The sequence below is a fragment of the Micromonospora sp. RHAY321 genome (assembly GCF_023896955.1).
Lineage (GTDB): Bacteria > Actinomycetota > Actinomycetes > Mycobacteriales > Micromonosporaceae > Micromonospora.
On sequence record NZ_JAMHIW010000021.1, the window covers coordinates 1 to 26,611 of the forward strand.

Annotated in this window: 33 protein-coding genes; 16 read left to right on the forward strand and 17 right to left on the reverse strand. The window is 72.1% G+C overall.

Translation table 11 applies throughout. The annotated features are described in order from the left end of the window. Positions 1 to 1,322 (reverse strand): ABC transporter substrate-binding protein (locus M8C17_RS28450; RefSeq protein WP_252419650.1); only part of this gene is annotated, 1,322 nt, incomplete at its 3' end. Between the two features lie 251 nt (positions 1,323 to 1,573). Between M8C17_RS28450 and M8C17_RS28455 the strand changes: the two genes are divergently transcribed. After that, entirely contained in the window at positions 1,574 to 2,347 is a 774-nt protein-coding gene (locus M8C17_RS28455) for a peptidoglycan DD-metalloendopeptidase family protein (protein ID WP_252419651.1), read from the forward strand. Between the two features lie 252 nt (positions 2,348 to 2,599). Here M8C17_RS28455 and M8C17_RS28460 read toward each other — a convergent pair whose 3' ends face one another. From M8C17_RS28460 to M8C17_RS28475, 4 genes are read right to left on the reverse strand one after another with little or no spacing between them, the layout of a single operon-like run. Next, on the reverse strand, positions 2,600 to 2,743 hold the full coding sequence (locus tag M8C17_RS28460) for a GPGG-motif small membrane protein (protein ID WP_007464364.1): 144 nt from the start codon (positions 2,741 to 2,743) through the stop codon (positions 2,600 to 2,602). Then, positions 2,734 to 3,510, reverse strand: coding sequence for a metallophosphoesterase (locus tag M8C17_RS28465; RefSeq protein WP_252419652.1), 777 nt, complete (start codon positions 3,508 to 3,510; stop codon positions 2,734 to 2,736). Before M8C17_RS28465 ends, M8C17_RS28460 begins: the two co-directional genes overlap by 10 nt. 10 nt (positions 3,511 to 3,520) lie before the next feature. Next, entirely contained in the window at positions 3,521 to 3,796 is a 276-nt protein-coding gene (locus M8C17_RS28470) for a hypothetical protein (protein WP_252419653.1), read from the reverse strand. Next, the gene (locus M8C17_RS28475) at positions 3,793 to 4,608 is read right to left on the reverse strand and encodes a nucleotidyltransferase family protein (RefSeq protein WP_374559459.1); all 816 of its coding nucleotides are present in this window, start codon (positions 4,606 to 4,608) and stop codon (positions 3,793 to 3,795) included. The genes M8C17_RS28470 and M8C17_RS28475 overlap by 4 nt, the downstream gene beginning before the upstream one ends. Here M8C17_RS28475 and M8C17_RS28480 point away from each other — a divergent pair. Next, the gene (locus M8C17_RS28480; RefSeq protein WP_252419740.1) at positions 4,562 to 5,362 is read left to right on the forward strand and encodes a thymidylate kinase; all 801 of its coding nucleotides are present in this window, start codon (positions 4,562 to 4,564) and stop codon (positions 5,360 to 5,362) included. The two genes, M8C17_RS28475 and M8C17_RS28480, sit on opposite strands and share 47 nt — an antisense overlap. Here M8C17_RS28480 and M8C17_RS28485 read toward each other — a convergent pair. Continuing rightward, entirely contained in the window at positions 5,347 to 6,039 is a 693-nt protein-coding gene (locus tag M8C17_RS28485; RefSeq protein WP_252419655.1) for an SDR family NAD(P)-dependent oxidoreductase, read from the reverse strand. The two genes, M8C17_RS28480 and M8C17_RS28485, sit on opposite strands and share 16 nt — an antisense overlap. Before the next feature lie 132 nt (positions 6,040 to 6,171). Between M8C17_RS28485 and M8C17_RS28490 the strand changes: the two genes are divergently transcribed. From M8C17_RS28490 to M8C17_RS28505, 4 genes are all read left to right on the forward strand, one after another. Then, a complete protein-coding gene (locus M8C17_RS28490; protein WP_252419656.1) occupies positions 6,172 to 7,188 on the forward strand; it encodes an NAD-dependent epimerase/dehydratase family protein in 1,017 nt (338 codons plus the stop codon). A 76-nt stretch (positions 7,189 to 7,264) separates the two neighbouring features. Further along, positions 7,265 to 8,179 (forward strand): MurR/RpiR family transcriptional regulator, encoded by a 915-nt coding sequence (locus M8C17_RS28495; protein ID WP_252419657.1) that lies wholly within the window; start codon positions 7,265 to 7,267, stop codon positions 8,177 to 8,179. Then, entirely contained in the window at positions 8,176 to 9,132 is a 957-nt protein-coding gene (gene murQ, locus M8C17_RS28500) for an N-acetylmuramic acid 6-phosphate etherase (RefSeq protein ID WP_252419658.1), read from the forward strand. Before M8C17_RS28495 ends, murQ begins: the two co-directional genes overlap by 4 nt. Positions 9,133 to 9,586: 454 nt before the next feature. Then, positions 9,587 to 10,537: an RNA polymerase sigma factor RpoD/SigA gene (locus tag M8C17_RS28505; RefSeq protein ID WP_252419659.1), complete on the forward strand. Its 951-nt coding sequence runs from the start codon at positions 9,587 to 9,589 to the stop codon at positions 10,535 to 10,537. Between the two features lie 72 nt (positions 10,538 to 10,609). Here M8C17_RS28505 and M8C17_RS28510 read toward each other — a convergent pair whose 3' ends face one another. Next, positions 10,610 to 11,587 (reverse strand): NlpC/P60 family protein, encoded by a 978-nt coding sequence (locus tag M8C17_RS28510; protein ID WP_252419660.1) that lies wholly within the window; start codon positions 11,585 to 11,587, stop codon positions 10,610 to 10,612. 541 nt (positions 11,588 to 12,128) lie between these two features. Between M8C17_RS28510 and M8C17_RS28515 the strand changes: the two genes are divergently transcribed. After that, positions 12,129 to 12,611 carry a DUF6232 family protein gene (locus M8C17_RS28515; protein WP_252419661.1) on the forward strand — a complete coding sequence of 161 codons (483 nt, stop codon included), beginning with the start codon at positions 12,129 to 12,131 and terminating at the stop codon, positions 12,609 to 12,611. A gap of 40 nt (positions 12,612 to 12,651) precedes the next feature. Here the strand turns inward: M8C17_RS28515 and M8C17_RS28520 are convergent, their stop codons facing one another. Then, positions 12,652 to 12,978 (reverse strand): DUF3817 domain-containing protein, encoded by a 327-nt coding sequence (locus M8C17_RS28520; RefSeq protein WP_252419662.1) that lies wholly within the window; start codon positions 12,976 to 12,978, stop codon positions 12,652 to 12,654. 26 nt (positions 12,979 to 13,004) lie between these two features. After that, complete coding sequence (locus M8C17_RS28525) at positions 13,005 to 13,439, reverse strand: hypothetical protein (protein WP_252419663.1); 435 nt, start codon at positions 13,437 to 13,439, stop codon at positions 13,005 to 13,007. Positions 13,440 to 13,569: 130 nt separating this feature from the next. Between M8C17_RS28525 and M8C17_RS28530 the strand changes: the two genes are divergently transcribed. Genes M8C17_RS28530 through M8C17_RS28540 form a run of 3 tightly spaced genes read left to right on the forward strand, consistent with a single transcriptional unit; the run spans position 13,570 to position 14,838 of the window. Further along, positions 13,570 to 13,917, forward strand: coding sequence for a DUF6158 family protein (locus M8C17_RS28530; protein ID WP_252419664.1), 348 nt, complete (start codon positions 13,570 to 13,572; stop codon positions 13,915 to 13,917). Continuing rightward, complete coding sequence (locus M8C17_RS28535; protein ID WP_252419665.1) at positions 13,917 to 14,252, forward strand: hypothetical protein; 336 nt, start codon at positions 13,917 to 13,919, stop codon at positions 14,250 to 14,252. The genes M8C17_RS28530 and M8C17_RS28535 overlap by 1 nt, the downstream gene beginning before the upstream one ends. A 46-nt stretch (positions 14,253 to 14,298) precedes the next feature. Next, positions 14,299 to 14,838, forward strand: coding sequence for a DUF1360 domain-containing protein (locus M8C17_RS28540; protein ID WP_252419666.1), 540 nt, complete (start codon positions 14,299 to 14,301; stop codon positions 14,836 to 14,838). Between the two features lie 54 nt (positions 14,839 to 14,892). Here the strand turns inward: M8C17_RS28540 and M8C17_RS28545 are convergent, their stop codons facing one another. From M8C17_RS28545 to M8C17_RS28565, 5 genes are all read right to left on the reverse strand, one after another. Next, the gene (locus M8C17_RS28545; RefSeq protein WP_252419667.1) at positions 14,893 to 15,087 is read right to left on the reverse strand and encodes a hypothetical protein; all 195 of its coding nucleotides are present in this window, start codon (positions 15,085 to 15,087) and stop codon (positions 14,893 to 14,895) included. Positions 15,088 to 15,110: 23 nt separating this feature from the next. Next, positions 15,111 to 15,344, reverse strand: a complete 234-nt coding sequence (locus tag M8C17_RS28550; RefSeq protein ID WP_252419741.1) for a hypothetical protein — start codon at positions 15,342 to 15,344, stop codon at positions 15,111 to 15,113. Between the two features lie 32 nt (positions 15,345 to 15,376). Further along, positions 15,377 to 16,060, reverse strand: a complete 684-nt coding sequence (locus M8C17_RS28555) for an SDR family NAD(P)-dependent oxidoreductase (protein ID WP_252419668.1) — start codon at positions 16,058 to 16,060, stop codon at positions 15,377 to 15,379. Positions 16,061 to 16,229: 169 nt separating this feature from the next. Further along, the gene (locus M8C17_RS28560) at positions 16,230 to 17,081 is read right to left on the reverse strand and encodes a helix-turn-helix domain-containing protein (RefSeq protein ID WP_252419742.1); all 852 of its coding nucleotides are present in this window, start codon (positions 17,079 to 17,081) and stop codon (positions 16,230 to 16,232) included. Between the two features lie 296 nt (positions 17,082 to 17,377). After that, complete coding sequence (locus tag M8C17_RS28565; RefSeq protein ID WP_252419743.1) at positions 17,378 to 18,472, reverse strand: 3-deoxy-7-phosphoheptulonate synthase; 1,095 nt, start codon at positions 18,470 to 18,472, stop codon at positions 17,378 to 17,380. Positions 18,473 to 18,743: 271 nt separating this feature from the next. On the opposite strand from M8C17_RS28565, the gene M8C17_RS28570 reads away from it, so the two are divergent. Beyond that, the gene (locus M8C17_RS28570; RefSeq protein WP_252419669.1) at positions 18,744 to 18,959 is read left to right on the forward strand and encodes a hypothetical protein; all 216 of its coding nucleotides are present in this window, start codon (positions 18,744 to 18,746) and stop codon (positions 18,957 to 18,959) included. Here M8C17_RS28570 and M8C17_RS28575 read toward each other — a convergent pair. Then, the gene (locus tag M8C17_RS28575) at positions 18,926 to 19,684 is read right to left on the reverse strand and encodes a phosphodiesterase (protein ID WP_252419670.1); all 759 of its coding nucleotides are present in this window, start codon (positions 19,682 to 19,684) and stop codon (positions 18,926 to 18,928) included. The genes M8C17_RS28570 and M8C17_RS28575 overlap by 34 nt on opposite strands. Positions 19,685 to 19,784: 100 nt before the next feature. Here M8C17_RS28575 and M8C17_RS28580 point away from each other — a divergent pair, with 100 nt between their 5' ends. The 4 genes from M8C17_RS28580 to M8C17_RS28595 all read left to right on the forward strand — a co-directional run bounded on the left by M8C17_RS28580 (position 19,785) and on the right by M8C17_RS28595 (position 24,178). After that, on the forward strand, positions 19,785 to 21,077 hold the full coding sequence (locus M8C17_RS28580; RefSeq protein WP_252419671.1) for a pitrilysin family protein: 1,293 nt from the start codon (positions 19,785 to 19,787) through the stop codon (positions 21,075 to 21,077). Next, complete coding sequence (locus M8C17_RS28585) at positions 21,074 to 22,417, forward strand: pitrilysin family protein (RefSeq protein ID WP_252419672.1); 1,344 nt, start codon at positions 21,074 to 21,076, stop codon at positions 22,415 to 22,417. The genes M8C17_RS28580 and M8C17_RS28585 overlap by 4 nt, the downstream gene beginning before the upstream one ends. A 152-nt stretch (positions 22,418 to 22,569) precedes the next feature. Then, entirely contained in the window at positions 22,570 to 23,595 is a 1,026-nt protein-coding gene (locus tag M8C17_RS28590; protein ID WP_252419673.1) for an aspartate-semialdehyde dehydrogenase, read from the forward strand. 142 nt (positions 23,596 to 23,737) lie between these two features. After that, entirely contained in the window at positions 23,738 to 24,178 is a 441-nt protein-coding gene (locus M8C17_RS28595) for a PPOX class F420-dependent oxidoreductase (RefSeq protein WP_308209599.1), read from the forward strand. 19 nt (positions 24,179 to 24,197) lie between these two features. On the opposite strand, the gene M8C17_RS28600 is transcribed toward M8C17_RS28595, so the two are convergent. Next, complete coding sequence (locus M8C17_RS28600; protein WP_252419674.1) at positions 24,198 to 24,779, reverse strand: nucleotidyltransferase family protein; 582 nt, start codon at positions 24,777 to 24,779, stop codon at positions 24,198 to 24,200. Between the two features lie 145 nt (positions 24,780 to 24,924). Here M8C17_RS28600 and M8C17_RS28605 point away from each other — a divergent pair, with 145 nt between their 5' ends. Continuing rightward, on the forward strand, positions 24,925 to 25,341 hold the full coding sequence (locus M8C17_RS28605; protein ID WP_252419675.1) for a CBS domain-containing protein: 417 nt from the start codon (positions 24,925 to 24,927) through the stop codon (positions 25,339 to 25,341). 55 nt (positions 25,342 to 25,396) lie between these two features. Here the strand turns inward: M8C17_RS28605 and M8C17_RS28610 are convergent, their stop codons facing one another. Continuing rightward, complete coding sequence (locus tag M8C17_RS28610) at positions 25,397 to 26,503, reverse strand: DNA glycosylase AlkZ-like family protein (RefSeq protein ID WP_252419676.1); 1,107 nt, start codon at positions 26,501 to 26,503, stop codon at positions 25,397 to 25,399. Positions 26,504 to 26,611 lie beyond the last annotated feature (108 nt).

The following is a 26,611-nucleotide window of genomic DNA, read 5'->3' on the forward strand; positions in this document are numbered from 1 at the left end:
CCCTGGAGCACCGGGGCGGTCGGCTTGCCGTTCAGCCAGTCGACCATGCCCTTCCAGAACGTCCCCGCCCCGACGCCGGCCGGCATCAGGTCGGATCCGTCGAAGCGGAAGACGCCGCTCTTGTCCTGCAGGATCTGGACGGAGAGCTTGTCGATCGGGCTGGCGACGTTGGCGATGTCCAGCTTGTTGTTCGCCGTGACCCAGTTGCCGAGCTTGGCGCGGCTGTTCACGTACTCGGCCGAGGCCAGGTAGGTCTGCACCGCCTGAACCTCGGGACGGTCGGCGTACGCGACGACGAACTCGCCGGCACCCAGCACCGGCTTGCCCTTGGCCGGGTCGATGGCCGGGAAGTAGAAGGCGAACGCGTCGCCGTCCTCGGCCACCTTGGTGCCCTCGGGGAACTGGTTGGCGTAGAACGACGCCTGCCGGTGCATGGCGCACTTGCCGTTGGTGACCGGCACGCCCGCCTCCTGGAAGGAGGTGGTGGTGATGCTCTTGACGCCGCCGAACCCGCCGTTCATGTACTTCTCGTTCTTGAGGATCGTGCCGGCGCGGTCGACCGCCTCGGCGACCCGCGGGTCGTTGAACGGGATGGCGTGGGTCGTCCACTGGTCGTAGACCTCGGGCGTCTGCGTGCGCAGCATGAGGTCTTCGATCCAGTCGGTCGCCGGCCAGCCGGTGGCGTCACCGGACTCGACGCCCGCGCACCACGGCTTCATGCCGCTGGCGGCGATCTTGTCGCTCAGGGCGATGAGCTGGTCCCAGCTGGTCGGAACCTCCCAGCCCTTCTCCTTGAACGTCTTCGGCGAGTACCACACGAAGGACTTCACGTTCGCGCCGAGCGGCACGCCGTAGAGCGTCCCGTTCACGGTGCCGTACTTCAGCCAGTCGGCCGGCATGTTCTGCTCGGCCAGGGCCTTGGTGTCGGCCCCGAGGGACTTCAGCTTGCCGGCGTCGGCGAACCGCTTCACCAGGCCCGGCTGGGGCACGAAGGCGATGTCGGGGGCGTTGCCGCCGTCGACCCGGACGGGGAGCTGCGCCTCGAACTCGCCGCTGCCCTCGTAGTCGATCTCGATGCCGGTGCACTCGGTGAACTGCGACCACGACCGCTCCAGCAGGTCGGCCTCCGCGTCACGGATGGACGCGTAGATGGAGACCTTTTTGCCGTCGTGGCCCTCGTACTTGTCGTATGCGGCACACTCCGCGGAGCCCGCGTTGTCGCTCTTCTTGTCGTCGCCGGTACCGCAAGCGGTGGCGCTGAGCGCCAGCCCGAGTACACCGGCGATCACGAAGGCCTGGCGTGGTCTGGCAAAGACCGCCATGCCGTCCTCCTTCCTAGCCGGCGCGGTCGTGCTCGATGACCCGTCGCCGGTCCGATTGGGCGTGCACACATGTAAGCGCTTGCATCGGATCCGGTCCACCCCCTGTCAGACACGAGCGAGTAACAATCCAGAAACCTCCGGGCTGCCTCGTGGGCGCGCTCCCGGGCCAGATCTTCGACTCTTTCGAAGAATGACGATATCTGTCAGGCTGAGCGCACCACATCGAAGGTTTTCGACATAGGAGGAGCTGCATGCGTAAGCGGTGGATCAGCCTGCTGGTGACGGGTCTGCTCGTCGGGGGAGTCCTGGCACCGGCGAGCCCGGCGCTGGCCGCGCCGACCTTCAAGGTGCCATTCCCGTGCGGTCAGTCCTGGTCGGGGCAGACCCGGTCGGATCACAGCCCGGCGTACGCCGTCGACTTCAACCGCACCGACGACCTCGGCGATCCGGTGGTGGCCAGCGCGCCCGGCACCGTCGACCGGGTGACCGACCTCGGCGGCACCAGCTACGGCAAGTACGTCCGGATCAACCACGGTGGCGGCTACAGCACCTACTACGCCCACCTCAACGGTTTCAACGTCTCGGTCGGGCAGACGGTCGCCTACGGCAAGGTGCTCGGCTGGGTCGGCAGCACCGGCGGCTCCACCGGCCCGCACCTGCACTACGAGCAGCGCCTCAACGGCGCCGACATCCAGGTCCGGTTCAACGGCACCCTCGCCCTGTACTGGGGCACCAGGTCCTACACCAGCGACAACGGTTGCGGCTCGGGCTCCGGCAACGGCACGGTCGACACCAGCGGCACGGCGTTGACCGTCCGCTCCGGCCCCGGCACGGGGTACGCCGCGGTGGGCACCGTCGCCGACGGCACCCGGGTGACCATCTCCTGCCAGACCAGCGGCACCACGGTCACCGGCACCTACGGCACCAGCTCGATCTGGGACCGGATCGGCAGCGGCCGCTACATCGCCGACGCGTACGTGTACACGGGTCACGACGGCTACATCCCGAACGTGCCCCGCTGCTGACGGGACAGCGACCACGGTTCCCGGCGGGCGGCGCCGCCGGGGGCCGGTCGGTCAGGCGTTCAACCGCCAGATCGACGAGGGTGGCGCCGCCAGGCCCGGGCAGGGCTCGCCCGGTGGGGCGCGGCGTCTCCGCCGGATGATCAACTCCCGGACAGCAAGGCGCCGGGGTCGCTGCGGCCGATGCCCCTGTCGGGAGGACGGAGCTTCGGTCGCGGCGACCCCGGCGGGTCCCGGTGTTACGAGATGCGAACGTCAATTGAAGATGCTGACACCACCCGGGCCGACCAACAGCCCGACGACGATGAGGACGATGCCCCACAGGATCTGCCGGCGGAACAGCGCGAGAATGCCGGCGACCACGAGTACGACTGCGAGAATCCAGAGAATCAGCTCCATGACCTCTGACTACCCGAGCTGCCGATCGGGGAAACCTGGTCGGTGTCCAGTTGATCGCCGACGTGGAACACGCTGTACGCCTGCTTGATCACCGGGTGCGCGACGTTGCGGACCCGTACGCCGCCGGGGGTGGTGCCACGCTCGGTGCCGGCGTGCGCGTGGCCGTGCAGGGCCAGCGCGGTGGGGGCGGAGTCGATGGCCTGCCCCAGCTGGTACGAGCCGAGGAACGGGTAGATCTCCAGGGGCTCGCCGGCCAGCGTGTCCGGCACCGGTGAGTAGTGGGTGAGCGCGACCAGCATGTCGCAGTCGAGCGAGCGCAGCGCCGTGCCGAGCCGCTCCGCGCTGTCGTTGGTGGTCCGGACGAACGCCTTCATCTCCGGCTCGCCGAAGTCGCTGGCGCACCGCCCGGCGAACCCGCCGCCGAAGCCCTTGACGCCGGCGATGCCGAGCCGGCCGCCGGCGCAGTCCAACACCACGCCGTCGCCCTCCAGCACCGTGATGCCCGCGTCCTCGAGCACCTTGACCACCTGCGGCACCTGGTCGCACTGGTGGTCGTGGTTGCCCAGCACGGTCACCACCGGCACGGCCAACCCGCCGAACTCCTGCGCCACGCAGCGCGCCTCGGCCTCGGTGCCGTGCCGGGTGAGGTCCCCGGCCAGCAGCAGCACGTCGGCGCAGTCCGGCAGTTCCTCCAACGCGGGGCGGAACCGGCCGACCACGTCCTCGTCCAGATGTACGTCGCCCACGGCGGCGATCCGGATCACCATGAAACCTCCCTCAGGGCAGTTGCTCGATCTCCGTGGGCGCCTGGGCGCGGATCACCCCGATGTCGCTGGTGATCGGCACGTCCGGGAAGCGCTCCGACACCCGGCGCAGGATCTCCTCGCGCCGGTGCGGGCTCTCCACCTCGCCGTAGAGCACGAGGGCGCGTTCCCGCCGGACCACGGTGATTCCCTGTTCGGCGACGGCGGGATCCTCGGCGAGCAGCCGGTGGATCTCCGCCTCGACGTACTCGTCCGGTGGCCCGGCGCCACTGTCGCGATGGTGGGTCACGGTGTCCCCTCTCCTGCCTGGGTGCCGGTTTCCGGCACCACCTCCAGCCGGTCCAGCAGCACCAGGAACGCCTCGGCGTACGGCGAGTGCTGCGTCTCCTTGCGTACCCGTTCCCAGTCGATCTGCTCCCGCAGCGACCGGGCCAGCGGCAGGCCGCGGGCGAAGTCGCAGTAGTGCTGGGAGAAGCTGAGCAGCTTGTGCACCATCAGCTGGGTGGCGGACAGGACCGGCATGTGGATCGCGTCCACCGGCCGGACGACCGTGTCGGCGAACGTCTCCTCGGTCACCGGCGTCTCGATCGGCCGGTGGATCAGGTCGACCATCCGCCCGTCGTCGAAGACCTTCACCAGCCAGTCCTCCGGCGGACGCTCGGCGACGAAGCCCGCGGCCACCAGGGCCTCCAGCGCCCGCTCGACGTCGGCCTCCCGGATCAGGAAGTCGACGTCGTGGTCGCTGGAGTGGCCGCCGTGGGCGTAGACGGCGAAGCTGCCGCCGAGCGCGAACGGAATCTCGGACTGCTTGAGCACGGCGGCGACCTTCTTGAGGGTGTGCACCAGACTCTCGTCCCCGCGCTCAGCCATCTGGGTCTCCCGTCGTCGTGTCGGTGGACAGGCGTTGGTTGGATTCGAACTCCCGTACCCGGCATTCCGGTCGCCCACACCTGGTCGGGTCTCGCTCGGGTGCCAACCGGGATCAAGCACCACAAACCACGCGGAGCCGAAGCGCGCGTCGGATAACCTGTCGAGGGTGGCCAGATCATCGGGGATGCGACGCGGCAGGGCCGGGCTGCGCACCGTCGCCCTGATCGGCATCGACGGTTCCGGCAAGACCACCCAGGCGCACCGTTTGGCCGACGCGCTGACCGCCGCCGGCCGCCCGGCCCGGTACCGTCGCAACGCGAGCGGGCGTCGCTGGCTCGGCCGGCTCGCCCACCGGTTCGGCCGCCCCGACGCGCAGCGACTCGTCGGGCGCGACGGCATGCTGGCGGTGGAATCCGTGCTGCGCTGGCTCGCCATCGCCGCCGCCCTGCTCAGCTGTCTGCTCACCGGCCGGACGGCGGTGATGGACCGCTACTCGGCCTGCCAGTACGCCAGCATCCGCGCCCATGGCGGGCACCGTTGGGAGCGACTGGCCCGGGTCGGCTACCGCTGCTTCCCGACGCCGCAGGTGACCTTCCTGCTCGCCGTCGACCCGGCCGAGGCGTACCGGCGGATCGAGGAGCGGGGCACCGACCACGAGACGATGGGCTGGCTGACCGCGGCCGACACCGCCTACCGCGCCCTGCCCGAGTACCCGACCTTCGTGCTGGTGGACGCGGGCCGCCCGGCCGAGGAGGTGACCGAGCAGATCCAGGCGCACCTGGCGACCTGGCTGCCGCAGGCCACCCGGCCCGACCCGGCTCCTCGGTCGGCCGCCCCGGCGTCCTCGCCCGAGGGGCCATCCGAGCCGTCCGCGCCCGAAGCGTCCGCGCCCGAGCAGTCCCTGCCCGGGCGGGCCGTGCCGGCGGTGGGGGAGCGGACCGGCCAAGACTCCGCCGGGCCGCTGGTGGCTCAGGCCCGCCCGTAGACCGGGACGGTGGCGCCGCTGGTCGGCGCGGACTCCGCCGACGCGAGGAAGTGGATCACCGGCGCGATCTCGGCCGGGGTCACCCAGCGGGAGTGGTCGGCGTCGGGTTGCGCCGCCCGGTTCGCCGGGGTGTCGATGATGCTCGGCAGCACGGTGTTGCAGCGCACACTGCGGGACCGGTACTCCACGGCGACCGCGTTGGCGAAGGCGAGCACCGCCGCCTTGGCGGTGACGTAACCGGCCGCGCCGGGGAACGGGGCGACCGCCGCGCGGGCCGAGACGCAGACCACCGCGCCGCCTCCGGCCGCCACCAGATGCGGCAGCGCGGCCTGGGTGACCAGGTAGGTCGGCCGCAGGTTGGTGGTGAGCATCCGCTCGAACTCCTCGACCGGCGTCTCGTGCACCAGCCCGCCGCTGGCGTACCCGCCCACCAGGTTGACCACCGCCCGCAGCGGCGCCGTCGGCTCGCCGGCCGCGGCCTCGACCGCGCGTGCCGCGCCGGCCGGATCGCCCAGGTCCGCGACCAGCCGGACCGGCCCGTCCGCAGTCGGCTCCGATCCGGGTCGGGCTTCCCGCTCCGGTACGACCACCCGCCATCCGGCCGCCAGGAAGGTGGCGACGACCGCCCCGCCGAGCCCGCCCGTACCTCCGGTCACCAGCACACTGCGATCCGCCATGCGCCTCACGCTAGCGGCCGCTTCGGCCACCGTCAGCCGCCGGCCCGCCGGAGGACGGGCGCATGGCACCGGGTGCTCTGCCGACAGCAGAGCGGGTTGGTGAACCGCCCGCCGACAGCGCAGCATCGGCGCATGCGGATCCTCATTCTCGGTGGCACCCGGTTCCTCGGCCGCACACTGGCGCGGCTCGCCGTCGCGCAGGGCCACGACGTGACCTGCGCCGCCCGTGGCGTCTCCGGCACCGCACCGGCGGAAGCCCGGTTCGTGCCGGTCGACCGGGACGACCCGGCCGGCCTGGCGCCGCTGGCCGGCGAGAGCTTCGACGCGGTGGTGGACGTCACCAGCCGGATCAGTCACGCCCGCCACGCGTTGGCCGCACTGGCCGGCCAGGTCCGCCACTGGTCGTTCGTGTCGACGATCTCGGTGTACGCCGACAACACCACCCCCGGCCAGACCGCGGCGGACGCGCCGGTGCTGGCACCCGCCCCGCCGGACGTGGACGGTCCGGTCGGCGCGGACCATCGCTGGTACGGCGAGTGCAAGGTGAGCATCGAGCAGGCGGTGCGGGAGCGGATGGGCGAGGATCACTCGTTCATCTGCCGGGCGGGGCTGATCGTGGGGGCGGAGGACCCGAGCGACCGTTTTCCGTACTGGGTGCGGCGGCTGTCGGCCGGTGGGGAGATCCTCGCGCCCGGACGCCCGACCGACCGGGTGCAGTTCGTGGACGTCGCCGACCTGGCGGCCTGGTTGCTGCACGCCGCCGAAACCGGCCTCAGCGGCACGTACGACGGCACCGGCCCGGCGATGTCCCGGGCCGACCTGCTGGCCGGGGTGGCCGCCGGGCTGGGCGTCACCGATCCCGTCCTCACGTGGGTCGACCAGGATTTTCTGGTGGCCCGGGACGTACGCGAGTGGTCGGGGGAGCGGGCCCTGCCGCTCTGGGCGCGGCTGCCGGAGTGGGGCGGCCTGATGGACCGGGATGTCCGACCGGCGCGCGACGCCGGGCTGACGATCCGTCCGTTGGCCGACACCGTTCGGGCGACCGCGGCGTGGATGGCAGCAGAACCCGACGCCGTCCGGCAGGGCGGACTCGCCCCGGCGGATGAGGCGGCGGTTCTGGGGGAGTGGCAGGCTGTGCGGGACGGGTGATCCCGGTAGGCGGTACTTTTTCCCACCCCGGCCAGTCATGGTTGACGCTCACGCCTCATGAAAGTAAGTTTCATCCGTGGCGAAGAGTCCGAAGATTTCCGCGAGTCACGAGCCCGGTGGGCTGATCGTCCACATCAGTGGCCTGCTCCCCTCGCTGTCGCCGGCTGAGCAGCGGGTGGCGCGCCTGGTCGTGTCCGACCCGGCCGCCGCCGCCCGGCGGACCATTACCGACCTCGCCACCGCAGCCGAGACATCTGAGGCGACCGTCATCCGGTTCTGCCGGTCGGTCGGCATGGACGGCTACCCGCAACTGCGCATCCGGCTGGCCGCCGAGGCCGCCCGCCGGATCGAGCCACCGGACGCCCGGGTGGTCGGCGGTGACATCCCGCCCGGCGCCGACCTCGCCCAGATCATCGCCACCATCGCGTTCAACGACGCACGCGCGGTGGAGGAGACTGCCGAACAGCTCGACCCGGCCGTCTGTGAGCAGGTGGTCGAGGCCATCGCCAACGCCGGCCGGATCGACATCTACGGCGCCGGCGCCAGCGGGTTCGTCGCCTCCGACTTCCAGCAGAAGCTGCACCGCATCGGCCGGATCGCCTTCTACTTCCCCGACGTGCACACCGCGCTGACATCCGCCGCCCTGCTCGGCCGCGGCGACGTGGCGATCGGCATCTCGCACACCGGCACCACCTCCGACGTGATCGAGGTGCTGGAGCAGGCCCGGACGAGGGGCGCCGCCACCGTGGCGCTCACCAACTTCCCGCGCTCACCGATCACCGACGTGGCCGACTTCGTGCTGACCACCGCCGCCCGGGAGACCACCTACCGGTCCGGCGCGACGGCCAGCCGATTGGCCCAGCTGACCGTGGTCGACTGCCTCTTCGTCGGCGTGGCCGCGCGCAACCGGTCCCGGGCGCGCAAGGCTCTCGAGGCGACCGCGGAGGCGGTCCAGTCGCACCGGGTGGGTGCCAACCGGAGGCGAGGATGACGGCCGGCGCGGTGGAGCCGGACGAGGACATGCCAGCACCTCCCGCCCGCCCGGTTGTCCGGGTGGGCGCCCCCACCGAACGGCGCAACCCGCTCAGCGTCGACCTCGACCTGATGTCGACCCGGGACGTGCTCACCGTGATCAACGAGGCCGACCGGCGCGTACCGGCCGCGGTCGCCGCGGTGCTCGACGAGATCGCCGCCACGGTCGACCTGGCGGTCGCGGCACTGCGCGGCGGCCACCGGGTGCACTACTTCGGGGCCGGCACCTCCGGGCGGCTGGGTGTGCTGGACGCCGCCGAGCTGGCCCCCACCTTCAACTCGCCCCGGCACTGGTTCTGCTCCCACCTCGCCGGAGGCCCGGACGCTATGTGGCGTGCCGTGGAGGACGCCGAGGACGACGAGCCGGGTGGCGCGGTCGAGGCGGCCGGATGTGTGCGCGCCGGGGACCTCGTGGTCGGTCTGGCCGCCAGCGGGCGCACCCCGTACGTCCTCGGGGCGCTCGCCGCGTCCCGCGCCAAGGGCGCCTCGACGGTGCTGCTCTGCGCCAATCCGGAGGCCGAGGCGGCCAGGTCGGTCGACGTGTTCATCGGGGTGGACACCGGACCCGAGGTGGTCACCGGGTCGACCCGGATGAAGGCGGGCACCGCGCAGAAGTTGGTGCTCAACACGTTCTCCACCGCCGTCATGGTGCGCCTGGGCCGGGTCTACTCGAACCTCATGATCGACATGGTGGCCACCAACGCGAAACTCCGCGGGCGAATGATCTCGATACTGGTCGAGGCCACCGGCTGCTCCGAGGAGATCTCCCAGCGGGCCCTCACCGAGGCCGACGGCGACCTGAAGACCGCGCTGGTCTCGCTGGTCTCCGGCGCCGAGGTCGCCGCCGCCCGGGCCGCGCTGGCCCGCTCCGCCGACCAGGTACGCGGCGCCCTGGCCCTGCTCTCCTCCTAGCGCCCACGCCCCTACCGGAGGATGGGAAGCGAACGGGGCTCCGGATTGTTCATCTGGGCGGGGGGTAATACCACCCCCGTGGATGAACCGACCGGTCCCCCGGTGCGTATCTGGCAGTGACCAGGATCGCAGCGTGGTGGTGACCCGGGTCGCTGTGCCCCCGCGGCGGGCGGTGTTGCCATAGTTGCGGGCGTTCGGCGATCCGTCGACCCGCCAACCCGTACGAGGTGCCCAGCGGCGAGCCACCCGACGGGGTGCTGACAGCAAACGTGGACCGTGCTCTCAGCTACTACTCAGGCATTCGTGACACTTTCGACTCAGTACATGGAATCCCCGACACGTCTCATCTGTTGTGTAGGTGTCAGCACTGGTGGGCACAGCGGAAGTTACCGGGGAAGGGCTGACGGACGTGGGGACGGCAAGGAACCGGGCAACCGGCGCGAGCGAGGGGACCGTGGGCAACGTGGACAAGAACATCGGCATGCGGACCGATCAGGTCGCCGAGGAGCGCGACCTCGTCGGTGTCTACCTGCACGAGATCTCCCGGACGCCACTGCTGGACGCCGCTCGGGAGGTCGATCTCTCCAAGGCGATCGAGGCCGGCCTCTACGCTGAGCACCTGCTCGGTGAGGACAGCGTTCCAGCAGGTGTCGACCGGGATGACCTGGAGCGGCTGGTCGTCGAGGGCGAGCGCGCGAAGGACCTCTTCATCCGCGCCAACCTGCGACTGGTCGTGTCGATCGCCCGCCGTTACGTGCGCTCGGGCATGCCCATGCTGGACCTGATCCAGGAGGGCAACACCGGCCTCGTCCGGGCGGTCGAGAAGTTCGACTACGAGCGTGGCTACAAGTTCTCCACCTACGCCACCTGGTGGATCCGCCAGGCGATCAGCCGGGCGATCGCCCAGCAGGAGCGCACCGTGCGGCTGCCGGTGCACCTGGTGGAGGATGTCAACCGGATGCGCAACGTGGCCCGCCAGCTCACGCGTGAGCTGGGCAGCGACCCGGAGCCGGAGCAGATCGCGGCAGCCCTCGGCGTCACCGTCGAGCGGGTGAACGAGCTGCGCCGCTGGTCGCAGGACACCGTCTCGCTGGACACTCCGGTCGGTGACGACGGCGACACCAGCCTCGGCGACCTGGTCGCCGACAGTGACGCCCCGTCGCCGGAGGACATCGTCCTCTCCGGGTTGGAGCGGCAGCGCATCGAGGGGCTGCTGAACCACCTCGACGACCGGTCGGCGGGCATCATGCGGGCCCGCTACGGGCTGGAGGACGGTCGCGAGCACTCGCTCACCGAGGTCGCGTCACGGTTCTCACTGTCCCGGGAGCGGATCCGGCAGCTGGAGATCCAGGCCCTCGGCCGGCTCCGTGAGCTGGCCCGCGCGGAGGGGCTGCAGGCAGCCTGACCTGGTAGTAATGACGGCGAGAGGCCGGCGTCCGATAGGGGGACGCCGGCCTCTCGCCGTGTCAGGTGGTGGCTAGCGGACCCGGCCGTAGCCCTGGATGGGCATCATGTTCATGCCCCGCTTGAGCACGTTGCGGCCGGCGCTGGGGGCGTCGATCACCTGCCCGCCGCCGATGTAGAGGGCGACGTGCCCGAGTCCGTTGTAGAAGATGAGGTCTCCGGGGCGTAGGTCGCCGCGGCTGATGTGGGCGACCACGCCCCACTGCATCCGGGTGTTGTGTGGCAGCGACTTCCCGGCCGCCCGCCAGGCCGCCGACGTCAGCCCGGAGCAGTCGTAGCCGTTCGGTCCGTCGGCCGCCCAGACGTACGGCTTGCCCAGGGCACCGAAGGCGTAGCGCACCGCGGCGCCGGCGTCACCGGCGACGGCGGGTACGTTCGCGGCCTCGGCCGCAGCCGCCCTGGGCTCGGGTCGCTCGGTGGCCGCCCCGTACGCCTGCCGGCGCAGCTCGTACAGCTTGGACAGGTCCTTCTCGATCTGCTTCTTGGCCGCCGTGAGCTGGCGGGCCTGCGCGGCCTGCCGGGTCAGCGTGGCGTCCAGGCGGCTCTTCTCGTCGAGCAGCCGTTGCTGGTTGGCGGTGAAGCCGGAGATGCGTTCCTGCCGCTGGCGGGTGAGTTGGTCGAGCGTGCCGAGCCGGTCCAGCAGCGCGGCCGAGCCGCCGGGGCGCAGCAGCGCGTCCGCGGTCCGTAGGCCACCACTCTTGTACGCGGTCGTCGCCAGCTCGGCGACGTCGGCCCGGCTCTGCTCGACCTGCTGTTCGAGCGGGCCGATGCGGGCCTGTAATCGGGCTGCGGAGGTCTTGTTGGTCTTGATCTCCTCGGTGAGCTTGTTGTACGACTCGACGACCCGCTCCAGCTCGGCCGAGGACGTCTCGATCCGGCGGGTCAGGTCGGCGGGTGACGGCTCCGCGTAGGCCACCGCCGTCGGGGCGATGAGCGCGGCCGACATGCCGGCCAGAGCCATGGTGCGCAGCAGGTTTCTCAGGGATGACAAGAGCGGAAGGCCCCTCTCCCACGGCCGCCGTCGGGCTGCTGACGCCCTCGGCGACACCGGCCGGGGCCATCCGGGCGGACGGCGCTGGGCCGGACCGGCCTGCCCAACCTAACCCGGGACGGTTGTCGCCCGCAGTTGAAGCAGGGTCGAATGTTGGCGAAGTGACGGGAAGTGGTCCCTGCGGCTGGCGTCTCCACGGTGGCTGCCGACACCCACTGAGACCTCTCGGCTTGACGCCCTTCCCCCGGTTTGCGTGTTATGCGAGCTTCGTCGTTGTCGGCGTATGCCGCCGGATACCAGTGCGCCATAACCGATAAAACCTGAAATGGATGCTGTTTCTTGGCGACGTCTCCCGCAGGAGTGAACTGTCGGGAGCTTGTAAATGACCCGGCGAACTGGCGGCGCCCCAACACAATGAAGGCCGGAGCCGGGAATCCCGTCGATCGGCAGCGATGCCTCTGACCAGCGATTCCGCCCGGCCAACCGCCCCACGGGAGGAACCGTGAATCGTGAAGGCGCAACGACGCGACCGCAGCGAACGGTGCCCGGCGCCCGATCGACCCTGCTGTACGCGCGTCCCGGCATCATCGTGACCGTCGACCGGTTCACCGTCGGCCGGACCAGTTACCTGGTCGCCGACCTGACCCATCTACGCACCACCCGCGGCCCCCACGACCGCATCGCCGTCCGGGCCGTCGCCATCACGGGCAGCATGATCGGCGGCGTCGGGCTCCTGCTCGGCTTCACCGGCGGCCTGCAACGGCTGACGGCCGGGGCGTACCTCATCCTCGGGGCGGTGTTCCTGCTGCCGGCGGCGCTGGCCCTGGTCGGTGACCGCTGGCGGCCACCACCCTACGAGCTGTGGGGATGGCACCGGGGGGCCGAGATGCTGCTGTTCAGCGCCGACGACGAGCGGCAGTTCGGCCAGGTCACCCGGGCACTGCTGCGGGCTCGGGAAGTGAACCGGTACGGCGGCTGGGTGGACCCGCTCGCCTCAGCCGACCCGTGGCGGCCCAGCCGCTGACCCGGAGCCGGGTCGGCCCTGCGGGACGTCGGTCGGTCGCTCAGCCGGCGACCGGCTCCGGCGTACGCTCCGCCGGGCGGGCCAGCCACCCGGTGACCCGGCGCTCGGCGTAGAACGAGACGAACGGCACGGTGCCGGCCAGCATCACCAGGAGCATCCGCTTCAGCGGCCAGTCGGCCCGGCGGCTCAGGTCGAACGCGGCCACCAGATAGATCATGTAGAGGAAGCCGTGCGCCGGCCCCACCGTCTCCACGACGACCGGGTTGTCGAACGCGTACTTCAGCGGCATGCCGATCACGACCAGCAGGATCAGCACCACGCCCACGATCCAGGCGATCACGCGGTACCGGGTAAGGGCTGCGCCCACCTTCGTCCGTCCTTCCGAGCCCCGGCTCAGCCGGGATAGTCACCGGGCCGAGCGCCCGGATTGGCGTTCAACCATGACAGGTAGTGGTTGTAGGCGGCCAGGTCCGTGTCCTCGACGGCCTCGCCGGCGGCCGGGACCCGGGCAACCCGCACCGGTCGGCGCACCGCCGGTCGGGCTCCGGCGGTCACGGCCTGCGTCGGCGCGTCGGCCGACGCGTCCGTCAGGTCGGTCGGCGGCTCGGCGGCCGCCTCGGCGTTCCGGCGGGCCAGCCGCACCTCCCGCCACCAGACGTAGACCACGAAGCCGGCGAAGACCGGCCACTCGACCGCGTACCCCCAGCTCAGGCTGTTGCCGGCGGTGGCCCGGCTGATCTGCCACCAGCCCAGCCCGAGGAAGCTCACGACCAGCACGACCATGGCCACGTGACGCGCGATCCACGCCGGGGTCCAGAGCCACCTCATGGCATCGAGGGTACCGGGAAGGGCGCCGCTCTCCGACACCGTGTCGTAGTTGTCGCGTGGCCGGGATGGTTTGGCGTCACCCGGTGTGGGCATCCGTCTAGACGCCAGCCCAAACGAGACCAGGGGGGCGATGATGACCGGATCGGTACGCGAGGACGGCTTTCCGTCCAACGGCAGCACTGACATGAGCCCGGAGCAGCGGGTGCCCGAGTGGGGCGGTGACCACCTCGCCGACCCGGCGGGCGTCGGCCCGGACCTCGACGACGGCGACCTGCTCGGCGTCGACCCGACGGAGCTGACCGACGAGGATCTGATCCGCGAGATGCACAGCCTGCACCGCACCCGGTTGGACACGCTCCGGCACGCGGCGGACTCCGCGCTCGCCAACCATCTGCGGCGCACGGCGGAACTCGAAACCGAGTACCTGGCCCGCCACCCGGGCCGGGAGGTCGACCCGAGCCGCCTGCGGGACGCGTGATGCCGGCGCGCGCGGTGCGCGGCATGTCCGCGCCGCCCGAGGTGGTCTTCAACACGGCCACCGATCCCGCCCGCGCGTCGGCGTGGCTGCCGGAGCCGCTGCGCGGCGACGGCAGCCCCGCCGCCGAGATCAGCGGTGAGGAACTGCGGGCCCGCTGGGGCGACGGCCACGACGCCGACTGGTCCGCCGAGATCCGGGTGGAGCCGGCGGACTCCGGCGGCGCCCGCATCCAGCTCGACCTGGCTGGCGGGTCCGACGAAGATCCGGACCAGCTGGCCGACGAGGCGCTGAGCAACCTGGCCCGCGAGGTCGCCGACAACCTCCAGGCCGGCTGACACCGCCGGACGGCCGCTTTCGCACCACGACACATGAGGAGACCGGGTGACCGACACTGGCCTACGACAGAAGGCGGCGCGGCTGCGCAGGGCGTACGCGCCGCACGAGCACCGCCCGCTCGGCGGCTACCTGGCGGCGATGGGCACCTACGCCGGGGTTGCCGGGGCGCTGGCCGGCCTGGTCAAGGTGACCGGACGGCCCGTGCCCGAGCGTCCCGCCACCGCCGACGTGGTGCTGCTCTCCATCGCCACGCACAAGCTCAGCCGGCTGCTGTCCAAGGACGCGGTGACCAGCCCGCTGCGGGCGCCGTTCACCCGGTACGACCGCCCGATCGGCAGCGGTGAGGTGATGGAGCAGGTCCGCGACTCGGGCAGCTCCACCCGGCACGCCATCGGCGAGCTGTTGAGCTGCCCGTTCTGCCTGGCGGTCTGGGTGGCGACCGGGCTGACCGGGGGCCTGGTGCTCGCGCCCCGGCTGACCCGGCTGGTGGCCACCGCGCTGACGGCGGTCGCCGCGTCCGACTTCCTCCAGATGGCGTACGCGACGGCCCAGCAGGCCGCCGAGGGTGGGCACGACGACGACTGACGAGTGGACGCGCAAAAGGGGGCCGGCAGACACCGGCCCCCTTTGTCGTACGCCTCAGCGCTGCATGCCCGACCAGCCGTGCGGCGACTCCGGCTCCCGTTCGTCCTCGTCCGCCCCGGTGATGATCTCCCGATCCACGGCGGTGCGGTCGTGCTCGTTGGCGAAGTCCGGCTCGGGGGTGGTGTCCCTGCCCTTCGGGGGCTGACCCAGCGCCGGCACCTTCTCGTCGTGGTCCTCGTGGTGCGTCATGTCGGTGTCCCTTCTGCGGTCGCTCACGCGACGGAGCCGCCCAGCAGGTCGCTGGCCTCGTCCACCGCGTACTCGCCCTCGGGTAGCGCGTCGATCCGGGCGAGCAGGTCCGCCGGGAGGTCCGCGGCCACGGCCCGTCGGTAGATCTCCGCCTGCGTGACCCGCTCCTGACCTCGGTAGATGTCGTTGAGCAGGTCGTCGAGGGCCTGGGTGTCCGGCTCGCCGGCCACGGGTGCGTCGTCGGTCACGCTGATCAGCTACCCGGGTCGGAATCGGTCAAACTTCGTGTTCACCAGGGCAGTTCCCCTGCTTCGTCCTGGAAGGTTCCCGTCGGTCCGCCCGGGTCGAGGGTCGCCAGGCGCACGACATGTCGGGCGCTCTCCTCTGCCGGTCGTCCGATTCCGAAGGCGGCGGTCATGTCGGTGGCGGTGGTGCCCGGCTCGAGTGCGTTGAACTTGATGCCCGGCTGGGACTTGGCGTACTGCACCGTCAGCATGGTGGCCGCGGACTTGGACGCCGAGTACAGCGCAAGCGACAATCCGAACTCCGGCCGCTCGGGATTGTTCACCGCCCAGAACGATCCGGCGCTGCTCGAGATGGTGACGACGTTGGGATTCGACGACCTGCGAAGCAGGGGCAGAGCCGCCTCCGTGACACGCACGATTCCCACCGCGTTCGTGTCGAAGGAGTGCAGAGCGGCGGGGCCGTCGAGCCCGGTCTCCAGAACGCCCGCGTTGTGCACCAGGACGTCGAGTCGGCCCGCGGCCGAGTCGATCGTCGCCAGTGCCCTGCGCACAGATGCGTCGTCGGTCACGTCGAGCTGGACGAATCGCGCTCCGAGCGCTGCTGCGGCTTTTTCACCTCGCTCGACATCACGCGCGCCGATGTAGACGTCGTGCCCCAGCTCCAGAAGCTGTTTGGCGGTCTCGAAGCCGATGCCCTTGTTGGCGCCGGTGATCAGTGTGACAGTCATGTCCGTCCTCCCCGAATGCATGACCAGAACAGGCCGTTGTGGACGCTATCCACGGCTGAGGGAGGCACCCAGAGCCCTCTCGAGCCTGGGGTCTGACAGGGCCCCTCTGACCACGCGACGCCTTTGCGCCGTGCTGTCGCGCTCGGCGCCGTCGCTGGGCGCGTTCGTCTCAGCTACCGGCCTGTCGGACCGTCTGTCGCTCGCGGGCGGCGTCCAGGCCCGCGGAGGCCAGGAGAGTCAGCTTCTCGGCGTTGGCGGACCCGGCGTCGGGGTGATACACGACGAGCATCATGCCTTCCGCTCCGCCGATGCTCAGCCGTTCACGGTTGAGGATGAGTTCCCCGACCTGCGGGTGATTGAGCCGGATCGGCGTTCCGCGCTGTCCGCGTACTTCATGACGTGCCCAGAGCTGACGAAATCGGGCGCTCGCCAACGAGAGTTCTCCGGTCAGTTCGATGAACCGCGGATTGTCGATGTCGGTGCCCACGGCCTGTCGCAGGTTCGCGACGAAGCACTCCGTGATGTCCTCCCAATCCGGATGCAGCGCTTGCTCGGCGGGGTTCAGGAACAGATCCCTGAGCTGGTTCCCCCCTTTGGCGAGACCTGGAGAAAGAGCCCTGGCGAGGCTGTTCGAGGCCAGGATGTCGAAGTACCGTCCCTCGATGAAGGCGGGCTGCACGAGGGAGTCCAGGAGCTTGAGCGCACCGGGCGGAACCGTCTCATTGCGCGGTCGCCGTCTGCGCTTTGGGGAAGCGTCCCGCACCAGCGTCAGCAGGTAGGCCAGGTGCTCGTCGTCGAGCTGTAGGACGCGTGCGATGGACTCCAGCACCTGCACGGACGGGTTGCGATCGCGGCCCCGCTCCAGGCGCAGGTAATAGTCCGCGCTGACGCCGGCGAGCATGGCGACCTCCTCGCGCCGCAGGCCCGGCACGCGCCGCACGCCCACATCGGGGATGCCGGCCTGCTGCGGTGTCACCAGCGCCCGGCGAGCGCTCAGAAAAGCGCCAAGGTCGTTCGACATCTCGCTCACAAATCAATCGTATTGGCAGGTCATGCGGTCAGAGGGGGTCCTGTCGCACCCCCGGCTCCCCGTACAGACAGCGCCGCCCCCGGCCTTGTGGGCCGGGGGCGGCGCTGGTGTCGGTGTGCAGGTCGCCTCTCGGCGAGTGGCGCTACGCGGCTCCAGCCGGACGGTATTCCGCGAAGGCTATTTAGGTGAGGCCCGGGGACACTGGACACACCGACACCTCTGTCAACGGACCGACCCCCGCCGCTGTTCCGCCGACATCCGTGTCCGTCGTCACAACCGGTGGCCGGTCAGGCCGGGGTCGGCAGGGTGGCCCGACGGGCCCGCACGGCGGTGGCCAAGTGGTCGAGCACCTCGGCGGTGTCGTCCCAGCCGAGGCAGGCGTCGGTGACCGAGCGGCCGTACTCCAGCTCCCGGGTCGGGTCGAGGTCCTGCCGGCCCGGCAGCAGGAACGACTCCAACATCACGCCGGTGATCCCGCGCTGGCCGGCGGCCAGTTGGGCGGCCACGTCGGCGGCGACCAGCGGCTGGTTGCGGTGGTCCTTGCCGCTGTTGGCGTGGCTGGCGTCGATCACCAGACGCTCCGGCAGGCCAGCGGCGCGGAGCAGGTCGAGCGCACCGGCCACCGACTCGGCGTCGTAGTTGGGCCGGCCACCGCCGCCGCGCAGCACCAGGTGCCCGTCGGTGTTACCCCGCGTGTGCATGATCGCCGGCGTGCCGGAGAAGTCGATGCCGGGGAAGACGTGGGGCACCCCGGCGGCGCGAATCGCGTCCACGGCGGTGCTGATGCTGCCGTCCGGGCGGTTCTTCATGCCGATCGGCATGGACAGGCCGGAGGCCAACTGCCGGTGCACCTGGCTCTCCACGGTCCGGGCTCCGATCGCGCCCCAGGCCACCGTGTCCGCGATGTACTGCGGAGTGATCGGGTCGAGGAACTCGCAACCCACCGGCAGGCCGAGGCGCAGTACGTCGCGCAGCAGTGCCCGCGCGCGCCGCAGGCCGGTGTTGACGTCCCCGCTGCCGTCCAGCCCCGGGTCGTTGATCAGGCCCTTCCAGCCCACCGTTGATCGCGGTTTCTCGAAGTAGACCCGCATGACGATCAGCAGGTCGTCGGCGAGCCGGTCGGCGGCCACGCGCAGCCGCTGGGCGTAGTCGAGGGCGGCAACCGGGTCGTGCACCGAGCAGGGGCCGACCACCACCAGCAGGCGGTCGTCCTCGCGGTCCAGCACGCGACCCACCGCCCGCCGGCCGGTCAACACGTCCGAGGCGAGCGAGGCGTCCAGGGGCAGCTCGTGGTGCAGTAGCGCGGGCGTGGTCAGCGGCACGACACGGTCGATCCGCTGATCGCTGACCCGATCGGTCTCCGGGGTCGTCACGGTGGGAATCCTTCCGCCGACCGTGCCCGGGGCCGGTGCCCGGGAAGAGCCGGCTGCTCGTACGCAAAAGGGCAGGAACGATAGCTCCTGCCCAGCCGGCTCGGTCCGTGGTGACGTCAGATCATGGTGAAGTCACCGGCTTGCGAGCCGGCTGCCTAAACCATCGATACGAACGCGTCACGGGCCCAGCGTACCCGACGCCGCCGGAACTCAGCGGGTCGTCCCAAGAGGCTGGACGATCACCGCGTGGCAGGGCCGGGGCCGGGGTAACAGGGGTGCCATGACGGACGAGCAGAACGATCAGGACCGCGTGGAGTCCCGCGCGCACCTCCTGCCCGAGGAGGCGGCGGTGGGCAGCGACGACCCGGAGGCGCAGGCCGAGGCCATCCTCACCGACTCGGACATCCGTGAGGAGGACCAGAACGCCGCCCCGGACACGGTGCTGGAGCACCGCACCTCGGATCAGACGGTGGTCGCCTCCGAGCCTCCGGACTGACCGGCCGCCCCACGGGCCCGGCGCGACCCTCGGTAGGTCTGGTCCCGCAGCCAGGCCAGCGGGCCGGCCGCCCGCAGCTCCGGCGGCAGGTTGCCCACCGGGTCGAAGGCGAGCGCGGCGTCCTGACGTGCGTCGAGCTGGGCGCCGATGGTCACCTGCCCGATCGGCCGCCACGGCCCCACGGCGGACGCGACCGCGAGAACCAGGCGCGGCGCGTCCGCCCGGGCGGCCTCGGTCACCGTGGCCAGGCTGTCGCCGAGGTCGATCGACTCCGGGTCGGCCAGCGCCGCCAGCCAGAGCCGGCGCCTGCCCCGGCGGTAGCAGGTGATCGTGCTGTACGTCCCGGCGAAGCGGCGTCGGGGCAGCGGCAGGTTCCGCAGAAACGGGGCCGCGCCGCTGGAGCTGACCAGCAGGTCGAACGGGCGGCCGGCGTCGGAGTGCACGCGCACCGCCAGCCCCAGCACGTCCGGCCAGCTGCCCGGCGTGGGCACCCCCTTGGAGAGCCGGACGGTCGCCCGGTACCGGCCGGGGTCGTCGAGCAGGCTGACCCCGGTGGGTGGTCCGGGCGTACCCCAGATCATCACCTCGGCGGCGAACGAGCGGCCGGCGGGATGCAGGAGCCGACCGCGGCGCAGGCGGGTCAGGGCGGCGGCGGCGCCTTCGACGACGGTGGCGGCCCGCCCGGTGACACGCGGGGCGGGCGGGGTGGCGGTGGGTGCGGGCATGGCCCTCCGGTACCCCGACTGGCCGGCTCGATGCCGGTGGCCGGCTCGCCGACGGCCGGCACGTCACCTTTCCGCCCGGGAGATCGGATAGCGTCGTGGCATGCCCGACAGCGGTTACCCCTGGCCCATCGAGACGTCCCGACTGGACAACGGCCTGCGCGTGGTGGTGAGCGAGGACCGCACCGCGCCGGCCGTGGCCGTCAACCTCTGGTACGACGTCGGTTCCCGGCACGAGCCGGACGGGCAGACCGGCTTCGCCCACCTCTTCGAGCACCTGATGTTCGAGGGCTCGGTGAACGTGGCCAAGACCGAGCACATGAAGCTGATCCAGGGCTCGGGTGGCTCGCTCAACGCCACCACCAACCCCGACCGGACCAACTACTTCGAGACGGTGCCGGCCGAGCACCTGGAGCTGGCGCTCTGGTTGGAGGCCGACCGGATGGGCGGCCTGGTCCCCGCACTCACCCAGGAGACGCTGGACAACCAGCGGGACGTGGTGAAGAACGAGCGCCGGCAGCGCTACGAGAACGTCCCGTACGGAGACGCCTGGCTGCGGCTGCTGCCGCTGCTCTACCCACCGGGGCACCCGTACCACCACTCGACGATCGGCTCGATGGCCGACCTGAACGCCGCCGACCTCGCCACCTTCCAGGCGTTCCACGAGACGTACTACGCGCCCAACAACGCGGTGCTCACCGTGGTCGGCGACGCCGCGGCCGCCGAGGTGTTCGCGCTGGCCGACAAGTACTTCGGCGCGCTGCCCGCCCGCGAGGACATCCCGCCGGCCCCGGACGGCCGGACCGTCCCGGCCACCGCGCGACCCGCCGTGGAGACCGTGACCGCCGACGTGCCGGCCCCCCGGGTGTACGTGGCGCACCGCGGCTACCCGTTCGGCAGCCCCGGCTACGACGTGCTCACCGTGCTCGCCACCGTGCTCGGCAGCGGTCGGGGCAGCCGGCTCTACCAGCGGCTCGCCGACGGCGAACGGATCGCCCAGCCGGACCTGGTCGGGGCGTACGGGGTGGACCTCGCGCACGCCCCGGCGCCGCTGATCGCCACCGCCACCGCGCGCCCCGGGGTGAGCGCCGAGCGGCTGGCCGAGGGGCTGGCCGAGGTGGTCGACGAGCTGGCCACCGTCCCGGTCACCGCCGCCGAGCTGGACCGGGCCAAGGCGTTGCTGAGCACCGCGTGGTGGCGGCAGATGTCGACCGTGGACGGCCGTGCCGACACCCTCGGCCGGTACACCACCCAGTTCGGTGACCCGGCCCGGGCCGCCGACCGGTTGCCCGCCTGGCTCGCGGTGACCGCCGAGCAGATCGCCGAGGCCGCAGCCGAGGTGCTCGACGCGCCCAACCGGGCGACCCTGACCTACGTGCCCGAGGAGACCGCATGACGCTGATCGCCGACCGTCCCGGCCCGGGTGCCGCCCGCCCGTACCGGTTCCCGCCGGTGGTCCGCCGTGCCGTGGCCGGCGGCCAGGTGGTCGCCGCGCACCTCCCCGGGCAGAACCTCGCCGTCGCGCTGCTGCTGCTCGACGCGGGTGCCGCCCGGGAGCTGGCCGGCAAGGAGGGGCTGGGCGGGGTGCTGGCCAAGGCGCTGGAGGAGGGCACCGCGCAGCGGGACGCCACCGCGTACGCGCTGGCCATCGAGGCGCTCGGCACCGAGCTGGTGACCGGGCTGGACTGGGACTCGTTCCAGGTCAGCGTCCAGGTGCCGGTGGACCGGCTGACCGCAGCGGTGCAGCTGCTCGCCGAGGCCGTCCGGACGCCGAAGCTCGACCCGGCCGATGTCCGGCGGGTCCGTGACGACGAGGCGACCGCGCTGCGGATGGACTGGGCCAACCCGGGCCCCCGTGCCGACGCCGCCCTGCGCGCGGACCTGTTCGGCGCCGAGAACCGGTGGGGGCGCCCGATGTACGGCGACCCGGATTCGGTGGCGGGGCTGGACGTGGAGGACGTGACGGTCTTCCACTCCGAGTGGTTCCTGCGGCCCGGCACCCTGATCGTCGCCGGTGACCTGGACCGGATCGACCTGGACGCGCTGGCGGCGGCGGCGTTCAGCGGCACCGGGGGCGGCCCCGCCGACCGGGGCGGCCCGATCGACGTGCCGCTGCGCGGCGGTCGGCGGATCATCCTGGTGGACCGTCCCGGCTCGGTGCAGTCCACGCTGCGGCTCGGCCACCCGTCGCCGCACCGGGCGCACCCGGACCACGTACCGATGACGCTCGCCGGCACCGTGCTCGGCGGGGCCTTCACCTCCCGGCTCAACCACCTGATCCGCGAGGTGCGCGGCTACACGTACGGCATCCGCGCCGACTTCGCCTCGTCCCGGCGGTTCGGCCGGTTCGCGGTCAGCTCCGGCGTGCAGACCGCGGTGACGACGCCGGCCCTGGTCGAGGCGGTCGGCGAGATCACGCGTACCCAGGTCGGCGGGGTGACCGAGGACGAGCTGGCGGTGGCGCGTTCCTGGCGGGCCGGGCAGCTCTCGGTCGAGTTGCAGAGCCCACGGGCGATCGCCTCCGCGTTGACCACGCTGGTGGTGCACGACCTGCCGGACGACTATCACGCCCGGCTGCGCGAGGAGTTGCTCGCCGCCGACGTGGACCAGGTGTCCGCAGCCGCAGCCACCCACCTGCACCCGGACGCGCTGACCCTGGTGGTCGAGGGCGATGCGGCCATCATCCGTGACGACCTGACGGCCGCCGGCCTGGGCGACCTGGTCACGCGCCCCTGACGCCCTTCCTGCGGTGATCATGGAATGCGCGGCGATTTCGATCACGTAATCCCCGTCAACCCCGTGATCACCGATGCGCCGGGTGTGATGCACGACCCGGGCGGTGGGAAAGGGGTCCCGGTTGTGGGGGTGGGCTGGGTAGCCTCGCGGGCATGAGGATCGGCATTGTGGGGGCCACCGGCCAGGTCGGTGGCGTGATGCGGCAGGTGCTGGCGGAGCGGGAGTTCCCGGCGGAGCAGGTGCGGTTGTTCGCCTCGGCGCGGTCCGCCGGTCGGGCGCTGCCCTGGCGCGACGGCGAGGTGACCGTCGAGGACGCCGCGACAGCGGACTACTCCGGCCTGGACATCGTGCTCTTCTCGGCCGGTAAGGGCACCGCCCGTGAGCTGGCCCCCCGGGTCGCCGAAGCCGGCGCCGTGGTGATCGACAACTCGTCGGCGTTCCGGATGGACCCGCTGGTGCCGCTGGTGGTCGCCGAGGTCAACCCGCACGCCGCCGCCGACCGCCCCAAGGGCATCATCGCCAACCCCAACTGCACCACGATGGCCGCGATGCCGGTGCTGCGCCCGCTGCACGCCGAGGCCGGCCTGGTCGGCCTGGTCGTCTCGACCTACCAGGCGGTCTCCGGTGCCGGGCTGGCCGGCGTCGCCGAGCTGGACGAGCAGGTCCGCAAGGTCGCCGAGCACGCCACCGCGCTCGCCTTCGACGGGTCGGCCGTGGAGTTCCCCGCACCGCGCTCGTTCGCCGAGCCGATCGCCTTCAACGTGCTCCCGCTGGCCGGCTCGATCGTCGACGACGGCTCCTTCGAGACCGACGAGGAGCAGAAGCTGCGCAACGAGAGCCGCAAGATCCTGGAGATCCCCGACCTGAAGGTCTCCGGCACCTGCGTCCGGGTGCCCGTCTTCACCGGCCACTCGCTCCAGATCAACGCCCGCTTCGCCCGGCCGCTCACGCCCCAGCGGGCCCACGAACTGCTCGCCGACGCGCCCGGGGTGGCGCTGACCGACGTCCCGACTCCGTTGCAGGCTGCCGGGCAGGACCCGACCTACGTGGGACGGATCCGCGCCGACGAGACCGCCGAGTACGGGTTGGCGCTGTTCTGCTCCAACGACAACCTCCGCAAGGGCGCCGCGCTCAACGCGGTGCAGCTCGCCGAGCTGGTCGCCGCCGAGCGTCGCTGACCGTCACGACACCCGAGGCCCCCGTCGGTGACCCGGCGGGGGCCTCGGCCTGCCGAGGGACGCCGCCACAGGGTTCGACGGGCGCGCCAACCGTCCGTCGTGCTTGGATGGACGAAGCCGAACGTGCCATCTGGAGGAGACCGTGGCGGACGACCGCACCCAGCAGGCGTTGACCGACCTGATCGCCGGCCGTTCGATGGGTGTGCTGGCGACGATCAAGCGGGACGGGCGGCCGCAGCTGTCCACCGTGGTCCACGCGTTCGACCGGGAGGCGGGGTTGATCCGCGTCTCGGTCACCGACGGCCGCGCCAAGACCGCCAACCTGCGGCGGGACCCCCGGGCCAGCTTCCACGTCAGCAGCGAGGACGGCTGGGCGTACGCGGTGGTCGAGGGGCGCGCCGAGCTGACGTCGCCGGCAGCCGAGCCCGGCGACGAGACCGTCGAGGAGTTGGTGGGGCTCTACCGGTCGCTGCGCGGCGAACACCCGGACTGGGACGAGTACCGCCAGGCCATGGTCGACGAGCGGCGGCTGGTGCTGCGCCTGCACGTCGAGCGGATCTACGGCATCCCGCCCCAGGGCTGACGCACGCCGACCCTGCCGGTCAGCCGGGCTCGACCACGGTCACACCCGGCCAGCGCTCCGCCGGCCGATGCCGGGCCAGCCGCTGCCGGGACCCGGCGACATCCACCCGGGCCGGGTTGTGCCGCCATATTCCGCCCAGCAGGTCCGCCAGGCCGTACGGGGCGCAGACCACCAGCCGGTCGGCCGCATCCAGCCGGACGGCCACGGCGGTGGCGTACTCCGGCCAGGTGGCGACGGCCTCGGCCACGCTGCGGTACGGGGCGATCGGGTCGCCGCCGAACTTCGCCGCGTACCAGGTGTGCACCGCCGCCTGGTTGCGCGCCTGCCACGGCGGCTCCGCCCAGGCCGTTGCAAGCCGGGCGGTGGCCCGGTCGTCGTCCGTCCGGCTCAGCGCCGTCGGGTGGAAGTAGACGACGTCCACGTCCCGGACCGTCGCCGGGTCGAACCCGTCGCCGTACCGCTCACCCCAGACCAGGTCGCGCAGGACGCCCGCGCCGATCCAGGCGTCCGGCAGGCCGGAGTCGCGCACCACGGTCAGCGCCCGGCTCAGCCATCCGCTGCCGGCGACCAACTCCCGCAGCTCGCGTTCGCCCGTCCTCATCCGCCCACCGTAGTCAGCGCAGCGCCACCCCCGCTGTGGCGTTCCACCCGGCCGCCGACGCAACGTGCGGTCGGCCGGGCCGCCCGCGTTACCCCGCCCCGGGCGGCGGGTAGACGGGCCGTGCCGACACCGAGAGGGGAGCACCATGACAACGGTCGGAGAGTTCATGACGACCCGGTTGGTGACGATGGACGGCAACGACACGCTCACCGCGGCCGCGCAGGAGATGCGCGACAGTGCGATCGGTGACGTGGTGGTGACTGATGGCGACAATGTGGTCGGCATCGTTACGGACCGGGACATCACGGTCCGTGGTGTCGCGGAGAGCATGGACCCGGGCTCGACCCGGCTGAACCAGATCACCACTCGCGATGTGGTGACGGTGAGCCAGTACGACGACGCGGTGGCCGCCGCGGACCTGATGCGTACCTACGCCGTACGCCGGCTGCCGGTGATCGACGACGGCCGTCTGGTCGGCCTGGTCTCGATGGGCGACCTCGCGGTCGAGCGCGAGCCGCAGTCGGTGCTGGCCGACATCAGCGCCGACGATCCGAACAACTGACCGTCCGCCGCGGGCGCGCCGGCTCTCCCCCGTGGGGAGGGCCGGCGCTGCGTCGTCAGGCCGGCTCGACCTGGACGCGTACGTCGGTGGCGGCGCGCGTGGCGGCCACCGTCGCGGCCTCGGCGTCGACCTCGCGCCGCAGCCGGCCCGACAGCGGCGACCACGGGCTGACCGTCAGCTCCAGCCGCCCCTTTCCGGCCTGCCGTGCCCGCCAGGTGCCCACCACCTCGCCGTCCGCCAGCAGCGCGCCGGGATTGCCGATCGCCCGCCACAGCTGCCGCTGGTGCTCGCGCTCCGGCACCAGCAGGTCACGGTCGCGGCCGGCGAGGAACGGGTCGCCCGGCGGCAGCAGCCGCACCAGCCGTGGCGCGGGCGCGCCGGTCAACGCGTCGAGCGCGTCGGCCGGCAGCCAGGCGGCCCGGCCGTCGACGCGTACCTCGGCCAGGCCCGCCGGCCAGACGCGGCGCAGCTCCGTCACGGCGCAGCCGAGGAAACCGGCCGCGTCGGCCGGGGTGGCGGGGCCGAGCAGCCGCAGGTAGGTCGTCACCACCTCGGCGGTGTGGGCCGCCGAGGCGGGCGGACCGGGCCAGTCAGCCAACGGTGCGAGCCGGGCGGCGCGGCCGGTCACCACCAGGCGCACCCCGCCGGCGAGCCCGGCCTGCTGGAACACCGATCCGGAGATGTGCCGCGCCCCGCAGGGCCGGCAGTCGTAGGTCAACTCGGCGGGAACCCGGTCGGAGGCCGCCCGGCTGACCACACCGCGCTCCAACTCGGTGGTGACCACCGCCTGGAACGCCTCGGCCGTGGCCCGGAACGCCGCCAGCCCGAGTCGGGCACCCGCACCGATCTGCCCGGGGATCCGGCGGGTGGCGTCGGCGTCACTGAGCGGCCAGATGGCCGCGGCCAGGGTCGGCAGCTCGGCGCGCCGGTGCAGGTGCGGTGCACCACGCATCGACCAGACCAGCTCCAGCCGATCGTCCGGCCCGGTCGCACCGCGCGCCGCCAGCGCCTGCCGAGCCGCGCCGTAGGGCGTGTCCTGCACGCCGAGGGCCAGCACCGCCAGGTCGCCCGGCCGCCGGCCGCCGGAGCGGTCGAGCTGCTGGGCCGCCACCCGGTAGGCCAGCACCTGCCGCCGGTCGACCTCGGGTGTCCGCACCGTCATGCGCCCCTCCCGTCCCGGATGTCCCGTCGCTCCCGTTCCGATGCCCGGCACGCTACCCGGCCTCCCCGACACCGCCCGGCGGCTCACCCGATCCGGGCGAGGTTGGCC